This window comes from Agrobacterium deltaense RV3 (genome assembly GCF_900013505.1).
GTDB classification, from domain to species: Bacteria; Pseudomonadota; Alphaproteobacteria; order Rhizobiales; family Rhizobiaceae; genus Agrobacterium; species Agrobacterium leguminum.
In genome coordinates this window covers 1,178,122-1,192,688 of sequence record NZ_LT009746.1, presented here as the reverse complement: position 1 = coordinate 1,192,688, position 14,567 = coordinate 1,178,122, and the positions used below count along the sequence as shown (strand labels likewise).

13 protein-coding genes are annotated in these 14,567 nt (G+C 60.9%); 8 read left to right on the top strand and 5 right to left on the bottom strand.

Annotated elements, in window-relative coordinates:
• Positions 1 to 13 precede the first annotated feature (13 nt).
• On the bottom strand, positions 14 to 2,989 hold the full coding sequence (locus AGR7B_RS19860; RefSeq protein WP_080857666.1) for a hybrid sensor histidine kinase/response regulator: 2,976 nt from the start codon (positions 2,987 to 2,989) through the stop codon (positions 14 to 16).
• 364 nt (positions 2,990 to 3,353) lie between these two features.
• On the opposite strand from AGR7B_RS19860, the gene AGR7B_RS19855 reads away from it, so the two are divergent.
• From AGR7B_RS19855 to AGR7B_RS19845, 3 genes are all read left to right on the top strand, one after another.
• Positions 3,354 to 4,352 carry an ABC transporter substrate-binding protein gene (locus AGR7B_RS19855; protein ID WP_078053665.1) on the top strand — a complete coding sequence of 333 codons (999 nt, stop codon included), beginning with the start codon at positions 3,354 to 3,356 and terminating at the stop codon, positions 4,350 to 4,352.
• 221 nt (positions 4,353 to 4,573) lie between these two features.
• A complete protein-coding gene (locus tag AGR7B_RS19850; protein ID WP_035263623.1) occupies positions 4,574 to 5,461 on the top strand; it encodes an ABC transporter permease in 888 nt (295 codons plus the stop codon).
• Positions 5,454 to 6,515, top strand: a complete 1,062-nt coding sequence (locus AGR7B_RS19845) for a quaternary amine ABC transporter ATP-binding protein (RefSeq protein WP_065657397.1) — start codon at positions 5,454 to 5,456, stop codon at positions 6,513 to 6,515. The genes AGR7B_RS19850 and AGR7B_RS19845 overlap by 8 nt, the downstream gene beginning before the upstream one ends.
• On the opposite strand, the gene AGR7B_RS19840 is transcribed toward AGR7B_RS19845, so the two are convergent.
• The gene (locus AGR7B_RS19840) at positions 6,507 to 7,751 is read right to left on the bottom strand and encodes a TIGR03862 family flavoprotein (RefSeq protein WP_080857665.1); all 1,245 of its coding nucleotides are present in this window, start codon (positions 7,749 to 7,751) and stop codon (positions 6,507 to 6,509) included. The genes AGR7B_RS19845 and AGR7B_RS19840 overlap by 9 nt on opposite strands.
• Before the next feature lie 53 nt (positions 7,752 to 7,804).
• Here AGR7B_RS19840 and AGR7B_RS19835 point away from each other — a divergent pair, with 53 nt between their 5' ends.
• The 3 genes from AGR7B_RS19835 to AGR7B_RS19825 all read left to right on the top strand — a co-directional run bounded on the left by AGR7B_RS19835 (position 7,805) and on the right by AGR7B_RS19825 (position 9,835).
• Positions 7,805 to 8,392, top strand: coding sequence for an IMPACT family protein (locus AGR7B_RS19835; RefSeq protein ID WP_080857664.1), 588 nt, complete (start codon positions 7,805 to 7,807; stop codon positions 8,390 to 8,392).
• Between the two features lie 139 nt (positions 8,393 to 8,531).
• Complete coding sequence (locus tag AGR7B_RS19830; RefSeq protein ID WP_080857663.1) at positions 8,532 to 9,200, top strand: RluA family pseudouridine synthase; 669 nt, start codon at positions 8,532 to 8,534, stop codon at positions 9,198 to 9,200.
• An 8-nt stretch (positions 9,201 to 9,208) separates the two neighbouring features.
• Positions 9,209 to 9,835 carry a class I SAM-dependent methyltransferase gene (locus tag AGR7B_RS19825; protein ID WP_080857662.1) on the top strand — a complete coding sequence of 209 codons (627 nt, stop codon included), beginning with the start codon at positions 9,209 to 9,211 and terminating at the stop codon, positions 9,833 to 9,835.
• Here AGR7B_RS19825 and AGR7B_RS26010 read toward each other — a convergent pair whose 3' ends face one another.
• Complete coding sequence (locus AGR7B_RS26010; RefSeq protein ID WP_003508485.1) at positions 9,836 to 10,021, bottom strand: hypothetical protein; 186 nt, start codon at positions 10,019 to 10,021, stop codon at positions 9,836 to 9,838. It lies immediately after the preceding gene.
• Positions 10,022 to 10,205: 184 nt separating this feature from the next.
• On the opposite strand from AGR7B_RS26010, the gene AGR7B_RS19815 reads away from it, so the two are divergent.
• Both AGR7B_RS19815 and AGR7B_RS19810 read left to right on the top strand, forming a co-directional pair.
• Positions 10,206 to 11,432, top strand: a complete 1,227-nt coding sequence (locus tag AGR7B_RS19815; protein WP_080857661.1) for a PQQ-dependent sugar dehydrogenase — start codon at positions 10,206 to 10,208, stop codon at positions 11,430 to 11,432.
• A 103-nt stretch (positions 11,433 to 11,535) separates the two neighbouring features.
• Complete coding sequence (locus AGR7B_RS19810) at positions 11,536 to 12,552, top strand: DNA topoisomerase IB (protein WP_065657404.1); 1,017 nt, start codon at positions 11,536 to 11,538, stop codon at positions 12,550 to 12,552.
• Between the two features lie 3 nt (positions 12,553 to 12,555).
• Here the strand turns inward: AGR7B_RS19810 and AGR7B_RS19805 are convergent, their stop codons facing one another.
• A complete protein-coding gene (locus AGR7B_RS19805; protein ID WP_003522116.1) occupies positions 12,556 to 13,278 on the bottom strand; it encodes a response regulator transcription factor in 723 nt (240 codons plus the stop codon).
• A gap of 1 nt (position 13,279) precedes the next feature.
• Positions 13,280 to 14,515: a GAF domain-containing sensor histidine kinase gene (locus tag AGR7B_RS19800; RefSeq protein WP_080857660.1), complete on the bottom strand. Its 1,236-nt coding sequence runs from the start codon at positions 14,513 to 14,515 to the stop codon at positions 13,280 to 13,282.
• Positions 14,516 to 14,567: the final 52 nt, after the last annotated feature.

Genomic DNA, 14,567 nt, shown 5'->3' with positions numbered 1-14,567 from the left:
GCGGCAAGGCGGCCTATTCGGCCGCCACCGACTTGCCCGTATGGGCCTGTTCAACGGCGGAGACGATCTGCTGTTCGTCGTAAGGTTTGGTCAAGAGAACCGCGCTTGCCGGCGCTCCTTCCGGCAAATGGCTGTCGCCCGTCGCAAACACAATGGCAAGCCCCGGCTTGCGACGCAGGGCCTCCACCGCCAGTTCGCCGCCCTTCATATCGGGCAGGCCGATATCGGTGACGAGAACGTCGATCCGATCCGCTTCGATAGCTTTCAGCGCCTGCGCCGCATTCCCGGCCTCGACGACGGCAAAGCCGCTCTCCGACAGCATCTCCGTCGAATTCATCCGGATCAACTCGTCATCCTCGACCAGAAGAACGCGTATGGACCGGTTTTGATTTTCGACCGCCCTGACCGGCTCGGAAAGTTTGGAAGAACCCGGAGCCGATGTCGGCCGCGCTCTCGACAGCGAAACCTGCTTGCGGTTGGCGATGACGTGGCGAATGCGCCGCGCCAGCGCTTCGCGCGTATAGGGTTTGGAGAGAAGCTCCACCCCGGCATCCAGCTTGCCGCCATGCACGATGGAGTTTTCGGTGTAACCCGAGGTGAAGAGAACGGCGAGGTTGGGCAGCCGTTCCTGCGCGCGGCGCGCCATTTCCCGGCTTTTCAACGGTCCAGGCATCACCACGTCAGTGAAGATGACATCGATCGGAATGCCGCTTTCCACCACCGTCAAACCGGCCTGCGCATCGCGGGCGGTCAGCACGCGGTAGCCGAGATCGCTCAAGGTCTCGACGACGGTGTTGCGTACTTCCTCGTCATCTTCCACCACAAGAATGGTTTCCGTGCCGCCCTCCACGGGGCCGGTCGGCATCACCACTTCCCTGTCCTCATCGGCGGCGGAGCGCGGCAGATACATCTTCACCGTCGTGCCCTGCCCCACCTCGCTATAGATGTTGACGTGGCCGCTGGACTGTTTCGCAAAACCGTAAACCATCGAAAGCCCGAGGCCGGTGCCCTTGCCTTCCGGTTTTGTCGAGAAGAACGGCTCGAAGACCTTTTCGAGAATTTCCGGCGACATGCCCGAACCCGTATCGGTGACGGCGAGCATCACATATTGCCCCGCAGAAACTTCCGAGTGCTTGCGGGCATAATCGCGGTCGAGAACCGCATTTCCTACCTCGATGGTCAGCTTGCCCTGTCCTTCCATGGCGTCGCGCGCATTGATGGCCAGATTGAGAAGAGCATTCTCCACCTGGTTGGGGTCGGCATAGGTGTTCCAGAGACCGCCCGAGGTGATGACCTCCACCTCGATCGCCTCGCCAAGTGAGCGGCGAAGCAGGTCGTCCATGCCGGTCACGAAACGGGCGATATTGATGACACGCGGCTCCAGCGCCTGGCGGCGGCCGAAGGCCAGAAGCTGGCTGGCCAGCTTTGCACCGCGATGAACGCCGGCAAGCGCGTTTTCCAGCCGCCGCTCCGCACGTTCATTGCCCATCACATCCTTTGACAGCAATTGCAGATTGCCGGCGATCACCTGTAGCAGATTGTTGAAATCATGCGCCACGCCGCCGGTGAGCTGGCCGATGGATTCCATTTTCTGCGCCTGCTGTAGCGCCTTTTCGGTCTGGCGACGCTCGGCCATTTCCGCCTCGACACGCGCCTCAAGGCTCTCGTTCAATTGCCGAAGCTGCTCTTCCGCCCGGATGCGGTGGCGAATTTCGCGCTCGAGATTGCTCGCATGTTCCTTGAGGGTGTTTTCGGCCCGCCGCTGTTCGGTGACATCCGTATGGACACCGACCCATTCGGCAATGGCGCCGGCCTTGTCGAAAATCGGCACGCCACGGATCGCAAAAGTGCGGTAGACGCCGTCATGGCGACGGACCCGATGTTCCCAGATATAGGTCGACTTCTCCGCGACCGCTTTGTTCCAGCTGTCGACAGACCCCTGCCTGTCGTCGGGATGAACCGCTTCCGCCCAGCCAAAACCCTGATATTCTTCCGGAGTCTGGCCCGTCAAAGCGCTCCAGGCGGGTTGCTCGCCCAGCATCATTCCTTCGGCGCTGTTGGTCCACAGCACGCCGTGCACGGCATCCACCGCAGCACGGAAGCGATTGTTGCTGATGAGGATTTCCCGCTCCGAGCGCTTGCGCTCCTCGATATCGATGATCAGCACATAGATGCCGTCGATGGAGCCATCGGCAATGTAACGCGGAACATAGCGGATTTCGGCGGCGCGCGTGCTGCCGTCCGGTCTGCTGATCACGGTATCCGAAACGATCTTTTCGCCGCCGAGTGCGCGGTCGAGATAGGCCCTGCGGGCCTCGAAAAACGCCTCGCCGACGATTTCGGGAACGCTGCGGCCGATCACTTCTTCGGCGCGGCGACCGAACCATTCCAGATAGCCGTCATTGGCGAATTTATAAACGTAATCACGGTCGACATATCCGACCAGAATGGGCAGGGCATTGGTAAGCCGGCTCAGTTCCTCGCGGCTCTGTTCCAGCGCCTCCACGGCCTTCACCTTGTCGGTATTTTCAAGCACGGTGCATAAAACGCCGTCTACCGTGCCGCCCTCGTTATAGATCGGCGTGTAGAACAGGTCGAAGATCACCTCTTCCGGCAGGCCGTGCCGCATCAGCGTCATCGGCTGGTCGCGATAGGCCATGACCTCACCGCGAAAACCGGCTTCGAGAATGCGGCTGTTCCAGTCCCATATTTCCGGCCAGATGCCGGGCACGGTTCCGCCCAGCGCCTGCGGGTGATAATTGCCGGCGATCTCCGCATAGCCGTCATTATAGATCATCACATGATCCCTGCCCCACATCAGCACCTGCGGAATGGGGGAATTGACGACGGAATTGGCTTTCTGCCTCAGATTTTGCGGCCAGTCGCAAATAGGACCGAGCGATGTCTTCGACCAGTCGAAGCGGCGCACAAGCTCACCCGTTTGACCGCCACCGATCGGCCATACCGGCGCAGCAACAAGATTGGTCATTCAACATCACCACAAAAACCGAGAGAAAATCTCCCGTAATACAGAACAGGATAAAAGTCCAAGAAAACAAAAACTTCCGCTTATTGTTCCCACGCTTTTCAGAAAATTGAAAAAGTTCCATCGCGGCGTAAATGTCGCAAGGCGAATGCTAAACCATCAAACATTTCAGGACCTTCGTGCCAGAAATTTCTCTAATATATCCCTGCGACCCCGCCGTCGTTTGACAATTGGCATCCTCAATACGCCAGAAATTGCCGCAAACGGGATGGCGACAAAGGAATTATTAAGCCTCAATAAGGGCGCTGGCGGTCGCGGTGCCGTCAGCGCCCGGGTCTTCGCCACACCGCGACCAGAGGGAACAACAATGAAAATACTTTTGGGTGCCACAATTCTTTCCGCCGGCTTCGCCTTTTCAGGCGGTGCGGCCTATGCCGCCGACTGTGGAAACGTGACGATCGCCAGCATGAACTGGCAATCCGCCGAAGTCGCCGCCAATCTCGATAAGCTCATTCTCGAAAAGGGCTACGGATGCTCCGCCGAAATCGTCACCGGCGACACCGTGCCGACTTTGACCTCCATGGCCGAAAAAGGCCAGCCGGATATCGCGCCTGAGGCATGGGTCAGCCTGCAGCCGGAAATCGTCAAGCAGGGGCTGGAAGGCGGCAAGGTCGTTGCGGCCGCCAAGATTCTCTCGGATGGCGCGGTCCAGGGCTGGTGGATTCCGAAATATGTCGCCGACGCCAATCCCGATCTCAAGACCATTCCTGATCTCTTCAAACATCCCGAACTCTTCCCCTCGCCCGAAGACAAGTCCAAGGGCGCCGTGTTCAACGGCCCGCAGGGCTGGGGCGGCACTGTCGTCACCGCACAGCTCTTCAAGGCTTTCGGCGGTGAAAAGGCCGGCTTCACCCTCGTCGACACCGGCTCCGCCGCAGGTCTCGACGGTTCCATCGCCAAGGCTTATGAAGCCAAGCAGCCATGGGTCGGTTATTATTGGGCGCCCACCTCGCTGCTCGGCAAATACGAGATGGTAAAGCTCGAATTCGGAACGGACTATGATGCGGCCGAATGGAAGCGCTGCACATCCGTCGCCGACTGCGCGGACCCCAAGCCGAACGCATGGCAGGTGGACGACGTGCAGACGTTGGTCAGCAAGTCCTTTGCCGATCGTGCCGGCCCCGCCATGGACTATCTCAACAAACGCGCATGGACCAACGCGACCGTCAACAAGCTGATCGCCTGGATGACGGATAACCAGGCGACCGGTGAAGACGGCGCCAAGCATTTCCTGAAGGAAAACGAAGCGCTGTGGACGGGCTGGGTATCTCCTGACATCGCGGAAAAGATAAAGGCCGCCCTTTAAAAGCCGGCCCCTGCATATCTGCCCGGCAAACGGCGTCCGCCAGCGGCGACGCCGCGCCCGCATCGGCCCTGGAATGCCTCCCGGCTTTCCGGTGGCGATGCGCCGGTTCAACAGAGCGTTCCGGCCTGCATTCCTGACGGATGCGCGGCGCTCTGACGATTTTACTCCCGGAGCGCGGAGGATATCGATCCCCGCCTCCGGTTCGTCATGGAGAACAGGATATGGAATGGCTTTTCAAATTTCCGACCATGAATGACGATGCTCTGCGCGCGCTAAAAAAAGTCATCGACGAGGGGTTCCGGGCTTTCACCCGAACCTATGGCGGCGCAATCGAGGGGTTGTTTACCCCCCTTCAGAGCTTCCTCATCTGGGCGGAAAGGCTTTTGATCGGCGCACCCTGGCCGGTCGTTATTCTTATTGTCGGCGCGCTTGCCTGGTTCGGCAGCCGCAGCGCCACCATTGTTTCGCTCTGTTGCGGCATTCTCTTCGCCATCGGCTGGTTCGGCATGTGGGAAGACACGATGAAGACGGTCTCGATGATCTTCGTCTGCGCCGTGCTGTCCATCGTCGTCGGCCTGCCCATCGGCATCGCCATGGCGCGCTCCAACCGCCTGCAGAGCGTGGTCAATCCCGTTCTCGACGTGATGCAGACGATGCCGAGTTTCGTCTATCTCATTCCTGTCGTCATGCTGCTCGGCATCGGCCGCGTGCCCGGCGTCATCGCCGTCGTCATCTACGCCATTCCGCCGATGATCCGGCTTACCAATCTCGGCATCCGCATGGTCGACCGCGACGTGCTGGAGGCTGCCGATGCCTTCGGCTCTTCGAAGCGCCAGAAGCTTTTCAAGGTGCAGCTGCCGCTTGCCCTTCCCACCATCATGGCCGGCATCAACCAGACCATCATGATGGCGCTCGCCATGGTCGTCATCGCCTCCATGATCGGCGTTCAGGGCCTCGGTCAGCCGGTGCTGAAGGCCATTGCCAACCAGTATTTCACGCTCGGCGTGTTTAACGGGCTTGCCATCGTCGGCATCGCCATCATCTTCGACCGCATCAGCCAGGCCTATGGCCTTCGACTGCAAAAACACCGGGAAGTGGCGCATGGCTAGTCAATCGATCGAAATTCGCAGCCTCTACAAGATTTTCGGCCCCAAGGCGGGAGACTATGTCGAACCCGTTAAGGCCGGCATGTCCAAGTCCGATCTCAACGCCAAACATGGCCATGTGCTCGGCCTGCGCGATATCAACATCACCATGCCGGGCGGGCAGATCACCGTTATCATGGGCCTTTCCGGCTCGGGCAAATCGACGCTGATCCGCCACGTCAACCGGCTGATCGACCCGACAGCCGGCGAAATCCTCTATGGCGGCACGGACGTGTGTCGCCTCAACGAAGCGGATCTGCTGGAATTCCGCCGCCACAAGACGGCGATGGTGTTCCAAAAATTCGGGCTCCTGCCGCACCGTAACGTGCTGCAAAACGTCGTCTATGGCCTCGAGGTGCAGGGCGTCGACAAACGCGAGCGCGAAGAAAGGGCAGAGGTCTGGATCAGGCGCGTGGGGCTGGAAGGTTTCTCCAACCATTATCCCAACCAGCTCTCAGGCGGCATGCAGCAGCGTGTTGGTCTGGCGCGGGCGCTCACCAACAATGCCGAAATCCTGTTGATGGACGAGGCCTATTCGGCGCTCGATCCGCTCATTCGCGTCGATATGCAGACGGTGCTGCTGGAACTGCAGAAGGAACTGAAAAAAACCGTGGTCTTCATCACCCACGATCTCGATGAGGCCCTGCGGCTGGGCGACAAGATCGCCATTCTGCGCGACGGCGAGATCATCCAGCAGGGCACGGCGGCCGAAATCGTCATGTCTCCGGCCGACAGCTATATCGAAGCCTTCGTGGAAGAGGTCAATCGCGGCCGCGTCATTCGCCTTGGCGCCGTGGTGCAGCCGGAATTTGCCGGCCAGTCCCGCCTTCAGCTCGATGCGGATATGACGGTTGAAGAGGGCCTGCGCGCCCTCGTCCGGGAAAATGTCAGCAGCGCCACGGTCGTCGGAGAAAACGGCAAATCGCTCGGCGCCGTCACCACCGATGCCATCATGCGCTGCCTCGTCAGAACCGCACATGGTGAGGAAGCAGGCACGGCTGAACGCTTATCAGGCTGAGCCTTCAAGCCACGCGGCCATGCCCTGTGCGGCGGCCCTGCCGGTGGCGAAACAGGCGGTCAAGAGATAACCGCCGGTCGGCGCTTCCCAATCCAGCATTTCCCCGGCAGCAAATATGCCGGGGAGCTTTTCCAGCATGTAGTTCTCATCAAGGTCGCTCCACGCGATACCGCCGGCGGACGAAATTGCCTCGGCAATCGGTCTCGTCCGCAAAAGCGGAATCTCCGCATGTTTTATTCTCGCGGCGACGAACTCATCCGGCATGGCCGCGATGTCGGGAAAGATTTCCCGCAGAAGCCCGACCTTCACCGCCGATAAGCCGGCCGCCTTGCGCATGCGGTTTGCAAAACTCTCCTTCCGCCCGTGCTTCGCCAGATCGCGGCTGAGGCGTTCGACCGTACGCCCTGGCGCAAGATCGATTGCGAGCGACACTTTGCCCGCCTCTTCCAGCCGGTCGCGTAGCGCGGCGGAATGGGCGTAGATCACGCTGCCCTCAATACCATGCTCCGTGATGACGAATTCGCCCTGAAAGGCTCCGGCCGGCGAAATGGTGATGGTGGATTTCACCGCTTCACCGGCAAAACGCGCGCGGAAGATATCGCTCCAGTCAACGTCGAAACCGCAATTGGCGGGGCGGAACGGGGAAAGCGCCACGCCTTTCTCCGCCAGCGCCGGAACCCATGCGGCATCGGAGCCGAGACGCGGCCAGCTTGCGCCGCCGAGCGCCAGAAGAACGGCATCGGCCTTGATGGTGATCTCGCCCTCCGGTGTCGCGAAAACCAGATGCTCACTGGAAAAACCCATCCAGCGATGTCGCGTCCTGATGGTCACCCCCTGCGCCTCCAGCCGGGCAAGCCATGCCCGCAGCAGCGGCGAGGCCTTCATGACGGTGGGAAAGACCCGGCCCGAGGTGCCGACGAACGTTTCCTGCCCCAGCCCCTGCGCCCAGTCGCGCAGCATGTCCGGCGTAAAATCATCGAGAGCGGCGCGCAGCCTCGGTTCCGCATCGCCGAACCGGTGACGGAAGCTGTCGTAATCTTCGGCATGGGTGATGTTGAGGCCGGATTTTCCGGCCATCAACAATTTACGCGCCACGGTCGGCATCGCCTCCAACACCGTCACGGCATGGCCTGCGGCCGAAAGCATCTCGGCCGCCATCAGCCCCGCCGGTCCGCCGCCGATAATCGCGACCTGCCTCGCCTCGCTCAAAACCCTCTCCATCGCCATCTTCGCCATTGCGAGCCTTATACCGATTTCCGCATGCGAATATATGCGATATTGAAACGCCCATGTTCACGCTCGACCGCCCCGTAACCTTTTCGCAGGATATCAAGAAAAGCCGCTTCATCGCCTTTGCCGCGCCGGTGACGGGCGAAGAGGACGCGAAAAACTTTCTTGCGGCGCATTCCGATCCCGATGCGAACCATAATTGCTGGGCCTGGCGAAGCGGCCAGACCTATCGTTTCAGCGATGACGGCGAGCCTTCGGGCACGGCCGGGAAACCGATCCTTCAGGCCATAGACGGTCAGGCGCTGGACAATGTCGCCGTTCTCGTCATCCGCTGGTTCGGCGGCATCCTGCTCGGCAGCGGCGGGCTAATGCGCGCCTATGGCGGCACGGCGGCCGCCTGCCTGCGGCTTGGCGAAACCTCGCCGGTCATCGCCTATGTCAGCGCGACGCTCAGTTGCCCCTTCTCCGATCTGGCGCTTGTGAAATCACGCCTTTCCGCCACCCAGAACTTGCGTCTGGAAAGGGAGGATTTCACCGGCACCGGCGCGGATATGCTGCTTTCGGTTCCGGCGGAGGAAGCCGAACGGCTCACCCGCCTTTTAAGCGACCTGACCAGCGGTCGCGTCAATCTCCACATTCCCGACTAGAGTTTTTTCGCTTTTCTTCGGAGCGCGAAAACACTCTAACTCCTTGTTTTGGCGCATTTCCGGACGGAAACCGAGCTCCACTTTTCCTGGAAATGCTCTAGCGCCTGTCCGTATGCGCAATTCGTGCTAAGGAAGCGACATGTCTCCAGAGCTTTCCAACCCCGTCTATCTTCCGCCACTCGACCCCTGGCTCACCATCGTGCACCGCGACGACGATCTGCTGGTGCTCGACAAGCCAAGCGGGCTTTTATCGGTGCCGGGGCGCGATCCCGCGCTTTCGGACAGCCTGATGACGCGGGTACAGAAACAGTTTCCGAAAGCGCTGATGATCAACCGGCTGGACAAGGACACCTCCGGCATCGTGCTGATGTCTCTGAACCGCAAGGCGCATGCGGCGATTGCGTCGCAGTTTGAAAACCGCCAGACACGCAAATCCTATGTCGCCATTGTCTGGGGAGAGGTTGTGGGAGAAGCGGGGGAAGTGGACCTGCCGCTCGCCATCGATCCCGAAAACAAGCCACGCCACCGGGTAGACCGCGAGAACGGCAAGCCCGCGCAGAGCCTCTGGCGGGTGCTGGAACGATTGCCGCTTCCGGCAACGCGACTGGCGCTGACCCCGCTTACCGGCCGCACCCACCAATTGCGGGTGCATATGAAGGCGCTTGGCCATCCGATCCTCGGCGATGAATTTTACGCCGAGGGCGAAGCGCTCGCCGCCGCGCCGCGGCTGATGCTGCATGCGCAGGAGGTCGGGTTCCGCCATCCCGATGGCCGTGACGTCACCTATACCGTACCCTGCCCCTTCTGAGGTCCAAGATGAAGGAACAAAACGAAAGCTTCGTGGTGGATTTTGTCGGCGGCGCGGTCGGGCACCGTTTCCGTTCCGGCGAAGGGCGCGGGCAGGCCCTGCCGAAAGCCGCGGGTTTCACCAAAGGCCGCACGCCAAAAATCGTCGATGCCACGGCCGGGCTCGGGCGGGATGCCTTTCTGCTTGCCTCACTCGGCGCGGAAGTGACCCTCATCGAACGCTCGCCGGACATGCATGCTCATCTCGCCGATGGCATTCGCCGTGCGCTGGAGGCGGGCGGCGCCTATGCCGAGGCGGCGGCGCGCATGACGCTGCTTCACGGAGATTCACGCCAGTTGCTGCAAGAGCTTTCACCGGAGGTGGTGATTGTAGACCCCATGCACCCACCGCGCCACAACACGGCGCTGGTGAAAAAGGAGATGCGGGTGCTCAGGGAACTGGTTGGCTCCGACCCGGATCAGGTGGAGTTGATGGAGGCTGCACTGGAGAATGCGACGAAACGGGTGGTTCTGAAATGGCCGCTCCGCGCCGAGCCAATGCCGGGCATTCGCAAGCCTTCGCATCAGATAATGGGCAAGAACACCCGTTATGATGTCTTCATGATCTTCGGGAAATCTCTCGACCCGGAGGAATGATCAGCGGAAGCTCGGCTTGCGCTGCGCATTCATCAAAAGTTCGTGCCGCGAGGCGAACTCGCCGAACAGCTTTCTGAGCCGGGTTTCCTCGGCCTTGTCCAGCCGGTAACGCCGGCAGAATTCCGCAACGTTGAGAATCGGCTTGGTTCTGTTCCCGTCAATGGTCTTGTTGTCGATGATCTGCATGGCGCCCTCCGTATAACAGAGCCCAAACGTCGCTTGCGCCTTGCGGTTCCTTATGAATTCGCATGGATGAGAAAAGAGCGTGCCGCCTGCACACGGAGTGATCAAGTTTTCTTGAAACTATCGTAGGAAACGAAATCCTCCCCAAATGGTTCTCCGCCTGATGTAAACGATGGAAGGGAGACCCATGTTCCATACCAACCGATTTCTGAGTTCGACGATCCTGTGTGCGCTGCTCGCCGTGCCGCTTGCCGGTGTTGCGCAGGCCCAGGCCCCGGCCGCCGAAACGAAACGGCCGAATGCGCCGGATCAGAAACCGGCTTTTGAGGGCCAGACCCGCGCGCCGCAGGCCGCCACCCAGCCAAGCGTCGAAAAAAACGTGGTCGCGGACGGCCTGCCGCATCTGTGGTCGATGGAGTTTCTGCCCGATGGCCGCATGATCGTCGCGGCCGAGGAAGGCGCGATGCATATCGTCGCCGACGGCAAGGCCGGCCCGGCGATCGCGGGCGTGCCTGAGGTGGCATCCGACGGACAGGGCGGCCTTCTCGACATCGCGCTGGCTCCGGATTTCGAAACATCGCGCACCATCTTCTTCTCCTTTTCCGAACCGCGCAATGGCGGCAACGGCACGTCGGTAGCCTCGGCGAAACTGACCGAGGAGGGCGGCGCGGCAAAGCTGGACAATGTCTCAGTGATTTTCCGCCAGATGCCGACCTATGACGGCGACAAACATTTCGGCTCCCGCCTCGTTTTCGGGCCGAACAACGAGCTTTATGTCACCGTCGGAGAACGTTCCGATTCGAAGCCGCGCGTGCAGGCGCAGGATCTGTCGAGCGGGCTCGGCAAGGTCTTCCGCATCGATACGCAGGGCAAGGCCTTTGAAGGCAATCCCTTCGCCAGCCAGCAGAACGCCCTCCCCGAAATCTGGAGCTATGGCCACCGCAACCTGCAGGCTGCGGCACTTGATGGTGAGGGCAGGCTCTGGACGGTGGAGCACGGGCCGAAGGGCGGCGATGAGCTGAACCTGCCGAAAGCCGGCCTGAACTACGGTTGGCCGGTCATCACCTATGGCGTCGAATATAGCGGAAGGTCGGTTGGCGAAGGCGTTACCGCAAAGGAAGGCATGGAACAGCCGGTCTATTATTGGGACCCGGTGATCGGCCCCTCCGGCATGGCCTATTATGAAGGCGACCAAATCCCCGAATGGAAGGGCGCCTTCATCGTGGGCGGCCTGGTGAGCCAGGGTCTCGTCATCCTGCATATCGATGGCGACAGGGTTGCCACCGAAAGCCGGCTGCCGCTGGAAGCGCGCATTCGCGACGTAAAGGTCGGTCCGGATGGCGCCATCTATGCCGTGACCGAAGAGCGCGGCGGCGGGAACTCGCAGATTCTGCGGATCGCCAAGGCCGGCTGATTAAAAAGGCCGCTGAGAAAACTCACGACTGGAACGACGGGCCGCCGGAACGAAGGCGGCCTATTTTTCGTTTGCCGCAGCGTGAAACCTGCCGGAAAAAACCATGCCACAACCGCCCACCCGCCTTCTTGCCAAAATCGGACTTGCCTATGTTAACGATCAGGAGCCGGGTATTTCCCGCGAAAAACGCGGACGCGGTTTCTGTTACCGCCTTCCGGGCGGCGAACTTCTCTCCGACAGCGTCGAACTGAAACGCATCAAGGCGCTCGGCGTGCCGCCAGCCTATAAAGACGTCTGGATATGCATCGACCCATCAGGGCATCTGCAGGCTACGGGTTTCGATGCCCGCGGGCGAAAACAGTATCGGTATCATCCCGACTGGCATGCGCTCCGGGGTGAGACGAAATTCTTCCAGCTCAAGAGCTTCGGCAAGGCGCTGCCCGCCATTCGCCGCCGCGCCATCGCCGATATCGAAAAACAGGATCATGGGCAGGAAATGACGCTCGCGGCGCTCACGCTGCTGCTCGATGCCGCCTATCTGCGCGTCGGCAACCGCTCCTATCTCGAAACCAACGGCACCTATGGCGCAACGACATTGCTCAAGCGGCACGTCTCTTTCGGTGAAACCATCGAGCTGCGGTTTGCCGCTAAGGGCGGACAGAAGGTGAAACGGCAATTGCGCCACCCTCGCCTTCAGAAAATCCTTGAGGAAATCGCCGATCTGCCCGGCAAGGAACTCTTCGTCTGGCAGGACAGTGAAAACCGGGTGCATTCCGTCGATTCCAGCGATCTCAACGCTTATCTCTCCCGTATCGGCGGTCAGGGTATTTCCGCCAAGACCTTCCGCACCTGGGGCGGAACGCTCGCCGCCTTCTGCAACGCGATGGAACATGTGGCGGCGGGTGAAAAACCGAGCATAAAAGGCATGTGCCAGGCAGCAGCGGCGGAGCTTTCCAACACGCCCGCCATCTGCCGCAAGAGCTATGTGCACCCGGCCGTCCTCGACATCGCCACGGAAGAGAAAGCGCAGAAAAAGCTTGGCCGCATCTTGAAGGTCGGGGCAAAGCCAGTCTCCGGCCTCAGGGCGGATGAAAGACGGCTGCTTGCCTTCCTGCCCTGAGGATCAGCGGCTGCCCGCCCATTCCGCCAACTCCCGCTCGGCCCTTTCCAGCGCGCTGTAATTCAACAGCTTGCGCAGGAAAGCGACGGTAACGGCGCGGGTTCTGAGATTATACCGGCCTTCCGCCTCGTCATCGCCGGCTGCCTGATGCACGTTCAGTTTCTCATAGAGGCTTTGCAGCCGGTTCTGCACGCTGCGCAGCGACAGGTTGCGGCGGCGCGCAATCGCCTTGTCGGTGAGGCCGAGAGCGACATCGACAAGGATTTCATATTCGGAATCGGTAAAGCCATGCGCCTTGCCGAGGCTCTTTTCCTGCAGGCCGCGCACTTCCCGGTCGATCACGCATTGCGCCTCGATGAAGATGCTGCGCAGCGCCAGCCGCAGGCGGTCGTCGGAGGCCGATTTCAGCACGTAGCCATAGGCGGCCCCTTCCGGCACGATGCGGGAGACACCGCGCACATAGGCCTCGTCGGAATAATTGGACCAGAACAGGATGCGGGTATCCGGCCTTTCCTTCCAGATGGTGCGTGCAGCCTCGATGCCGTTGCGCTCGTTCATCTGCAAATCCATGACGATATGGGCGGCGCGATTTTCCCGTGCGAGCTTTTCGCCGGTTCTGCCGTTTGCCGCCTCCAGAACTTTGTCGCATTCCGGCAGCGCGGCACGCACCGCCTCGTTCAGATAGGCGCGGTGCAGCGCATCGTCCTCAACGATTAGCACGTCCATGTCACAACTCCTCCCCCCGGTCGAAAGCGCCTGCCGGCAAGGTGACGGTGATGCGGGTTCCCGCTCCCATGCCATTGCCGCCAATATCGAATTTCGCCGAAATCAGCCGCGCCCGCGTCTTCATATTGCCGATGCCGAGGCCGCCGGAGGCCCCGCCTTCGCCGCCGCCGCTGCCATCGTCGCTGACCGTCACCCGCAAGCCGCCGTCGATTGCGGTCAGTTTCACGGCAATCGCTTCGGGCTGTGCATGGCGAATGGCATTGTTCACCGCCTCCTGCACGATGCGGAACAGCGAGATGACCACCGTCTTGTCCAGCCTTTCCACCAGCCCATCGGTCTCATCCGTCACCGACCAGTCGATTGCGGACCCGCTGTCGCGCACGGAACGGTCCACATAGGTCTCGATGGCCTCAACGACGCCGAACAATTGCAGGATCGAGGGTTTCGCCTCCTCGATGATCTCGCGCAAATCCTGCATGCAATGCTGCAGGCTGCGCACCACCGGCTCCAGCATCTCGCCTGACAGGTCGGGGGTATGGCTCATGCGCTCGATGCGCCGCGCCAGCCGCGTCAGATCCGCCAGCGTCTGGTCGTGCAGATCCATGCCGATACGTTGCCGCTCGGCCTCCAGCGCCTCGGTCAATTGCAGCGCGCCCAGCCGCAGTCCCTCCTCGCGGGCATTGGCGCGCGCTTCCTCGATGGCGGAGCGTTTGGCCTGCTCGGCGGCACGGATGGCGTAGAAATAAGGCGCCAGCAAATCCGCGACGGCGCGGGCATTCGCCACATCCTCCATCGTGTAGGCATCCGACTGGTGGGAGGAGCAACTCAGCGCGCCGATGATATCGCCATGCACCTTCATCGGCACATGCAGCCGGCTATGCAGGTTGAGTTCGATGATCGGGCTTGAAAACGACCCTTCGAAATGAAAGCGCGGATCGGAACAGGCGTCGCCGCTCAAGAGATATTCCACCTCGCCTGACAGCAGCGAACGGATCGGGCTGCCGGTCAGAAGGGCGGGCGGCTGCCGGCTCCAGGCGCTGACGAGACCGCTCTCATAGGCGATGTGATATTTGTCATCCAGCTGCTTGATGCAGACATCCATATGGTCATGCGGGATGATATGGCTGATCTCGGTGGCGACCGCCTGGATGATGGCATTAAATTCGAGCTGCCCGGCGAGCAGCCGCGAAATGCCCATATAATGATGAAAAAGAGCGCTTTTCGGCGTATCCAGCATGTGCGGACGCCCTCCCAAGCGCCTGCCTTCGACCATCGCGGCAAGATTCAAC

What these genes read in the sequence shown, in the direction of transcription:
- AGR7B_RS19860 (WP_080857666.1), bottom strand. Translation starts at nt 2,989, where the DNA reads ATGACCAATCTTGTTGCTGCGCCGGTATGGCCGATCGGTGGCGGTCAA.
- AGR7B_RS19855 (WP_078053665.1), top strand. Translation starts at nt 3,354, where the DNA reads ATGAAAATACTTTTGGGTGCCACAATTCTTTCCGCCGGCTTCGCCTTT.
- AGR7B_RS19850 (WP_035263623.1), top strand. Translation starts at nt 4,574, where the DNA reads ATGGAATGGCTTTTCAAATTTCCGACCATGAATGACGATGCTCTGCGC.
- AGR7B_RS19845 (WP_065657397.1), top strand. Translation starts at nt 5,454, where the DNA reads ATGGCTAGTCAATCGATCGAAATTCGCAGCCTCTACAAGATTTTCGGC.
- AGR7B_RS19840 (WP_080857665.1), bottom strand. Translation starts at nt 7,751, where the DNA reads ATGGCGAAGATGGCGATGGAGAGGGTTTTGAGCGAGGCGAGGCAGGTC.
- AGR7B_RS19835 (WP_080857664.1), top strand. Translation starts at nt 7,805, where the DNA reads ATGTTCACGCTCGACCGCCCCGTAACCTTTTCGCAGGATATCAAGAAA.
- AGR7B_RS19830 (WP_080857663.1), top strand. Translation starts at nt 8,532, where the DNA reads ATGTCTCCAGAGCTTTCCAACCCCGTCTATCTTCCGCCACTCGACCCC.
- AGR7B_RS19825 (WP_080857662.1), top strand. Translation starts at nt 9,209, where the DNA reads ATGAAGGAACAAAACGAAAGCTTCGTGGTGGATTTTGTCGGCGGCGCG.
- AGR7B_RS26010 (WP_003508485.1), bottom strand. Translation starts at nt 10,021, where the DNA reads ATGCAGATCATCGACAACAAGACCATTGACGGGAACAGAACCAAGCCG.
- AGR7B_RS19815 (WP_080857661.1), top strand. Translation starts at nt 10,206, where the DNA reads ATGTTCCATACCAACCGATTTCTGAGTTCGACGATCCTGTGTGCGCTG.
- AGR7B_RS19810 (WP_065657404.1), top strand. Translation starts at nt 11,536, where the DNA reads ATGCCACAACCGCCCACCCGCCTTCTTGCCAAAATCGGACTTGCCTAT.
- AGR7B_RS19805 (WP_003522116.1), bottom strand. Translation starts at nt 13,278, where the DNA reads ATGGACGTGCTAATCGTTGAGGACGATGCGCTGCACCGCGCCTATCTG.
- AGR7B_RS19800 (WP_080857660.1), bottom strand. Translation starts at nt 14,515, where the DNA reads ATGCTGGATACGCCGAAAAGCGCTCTTTTTCATCATTATATGGGCATT.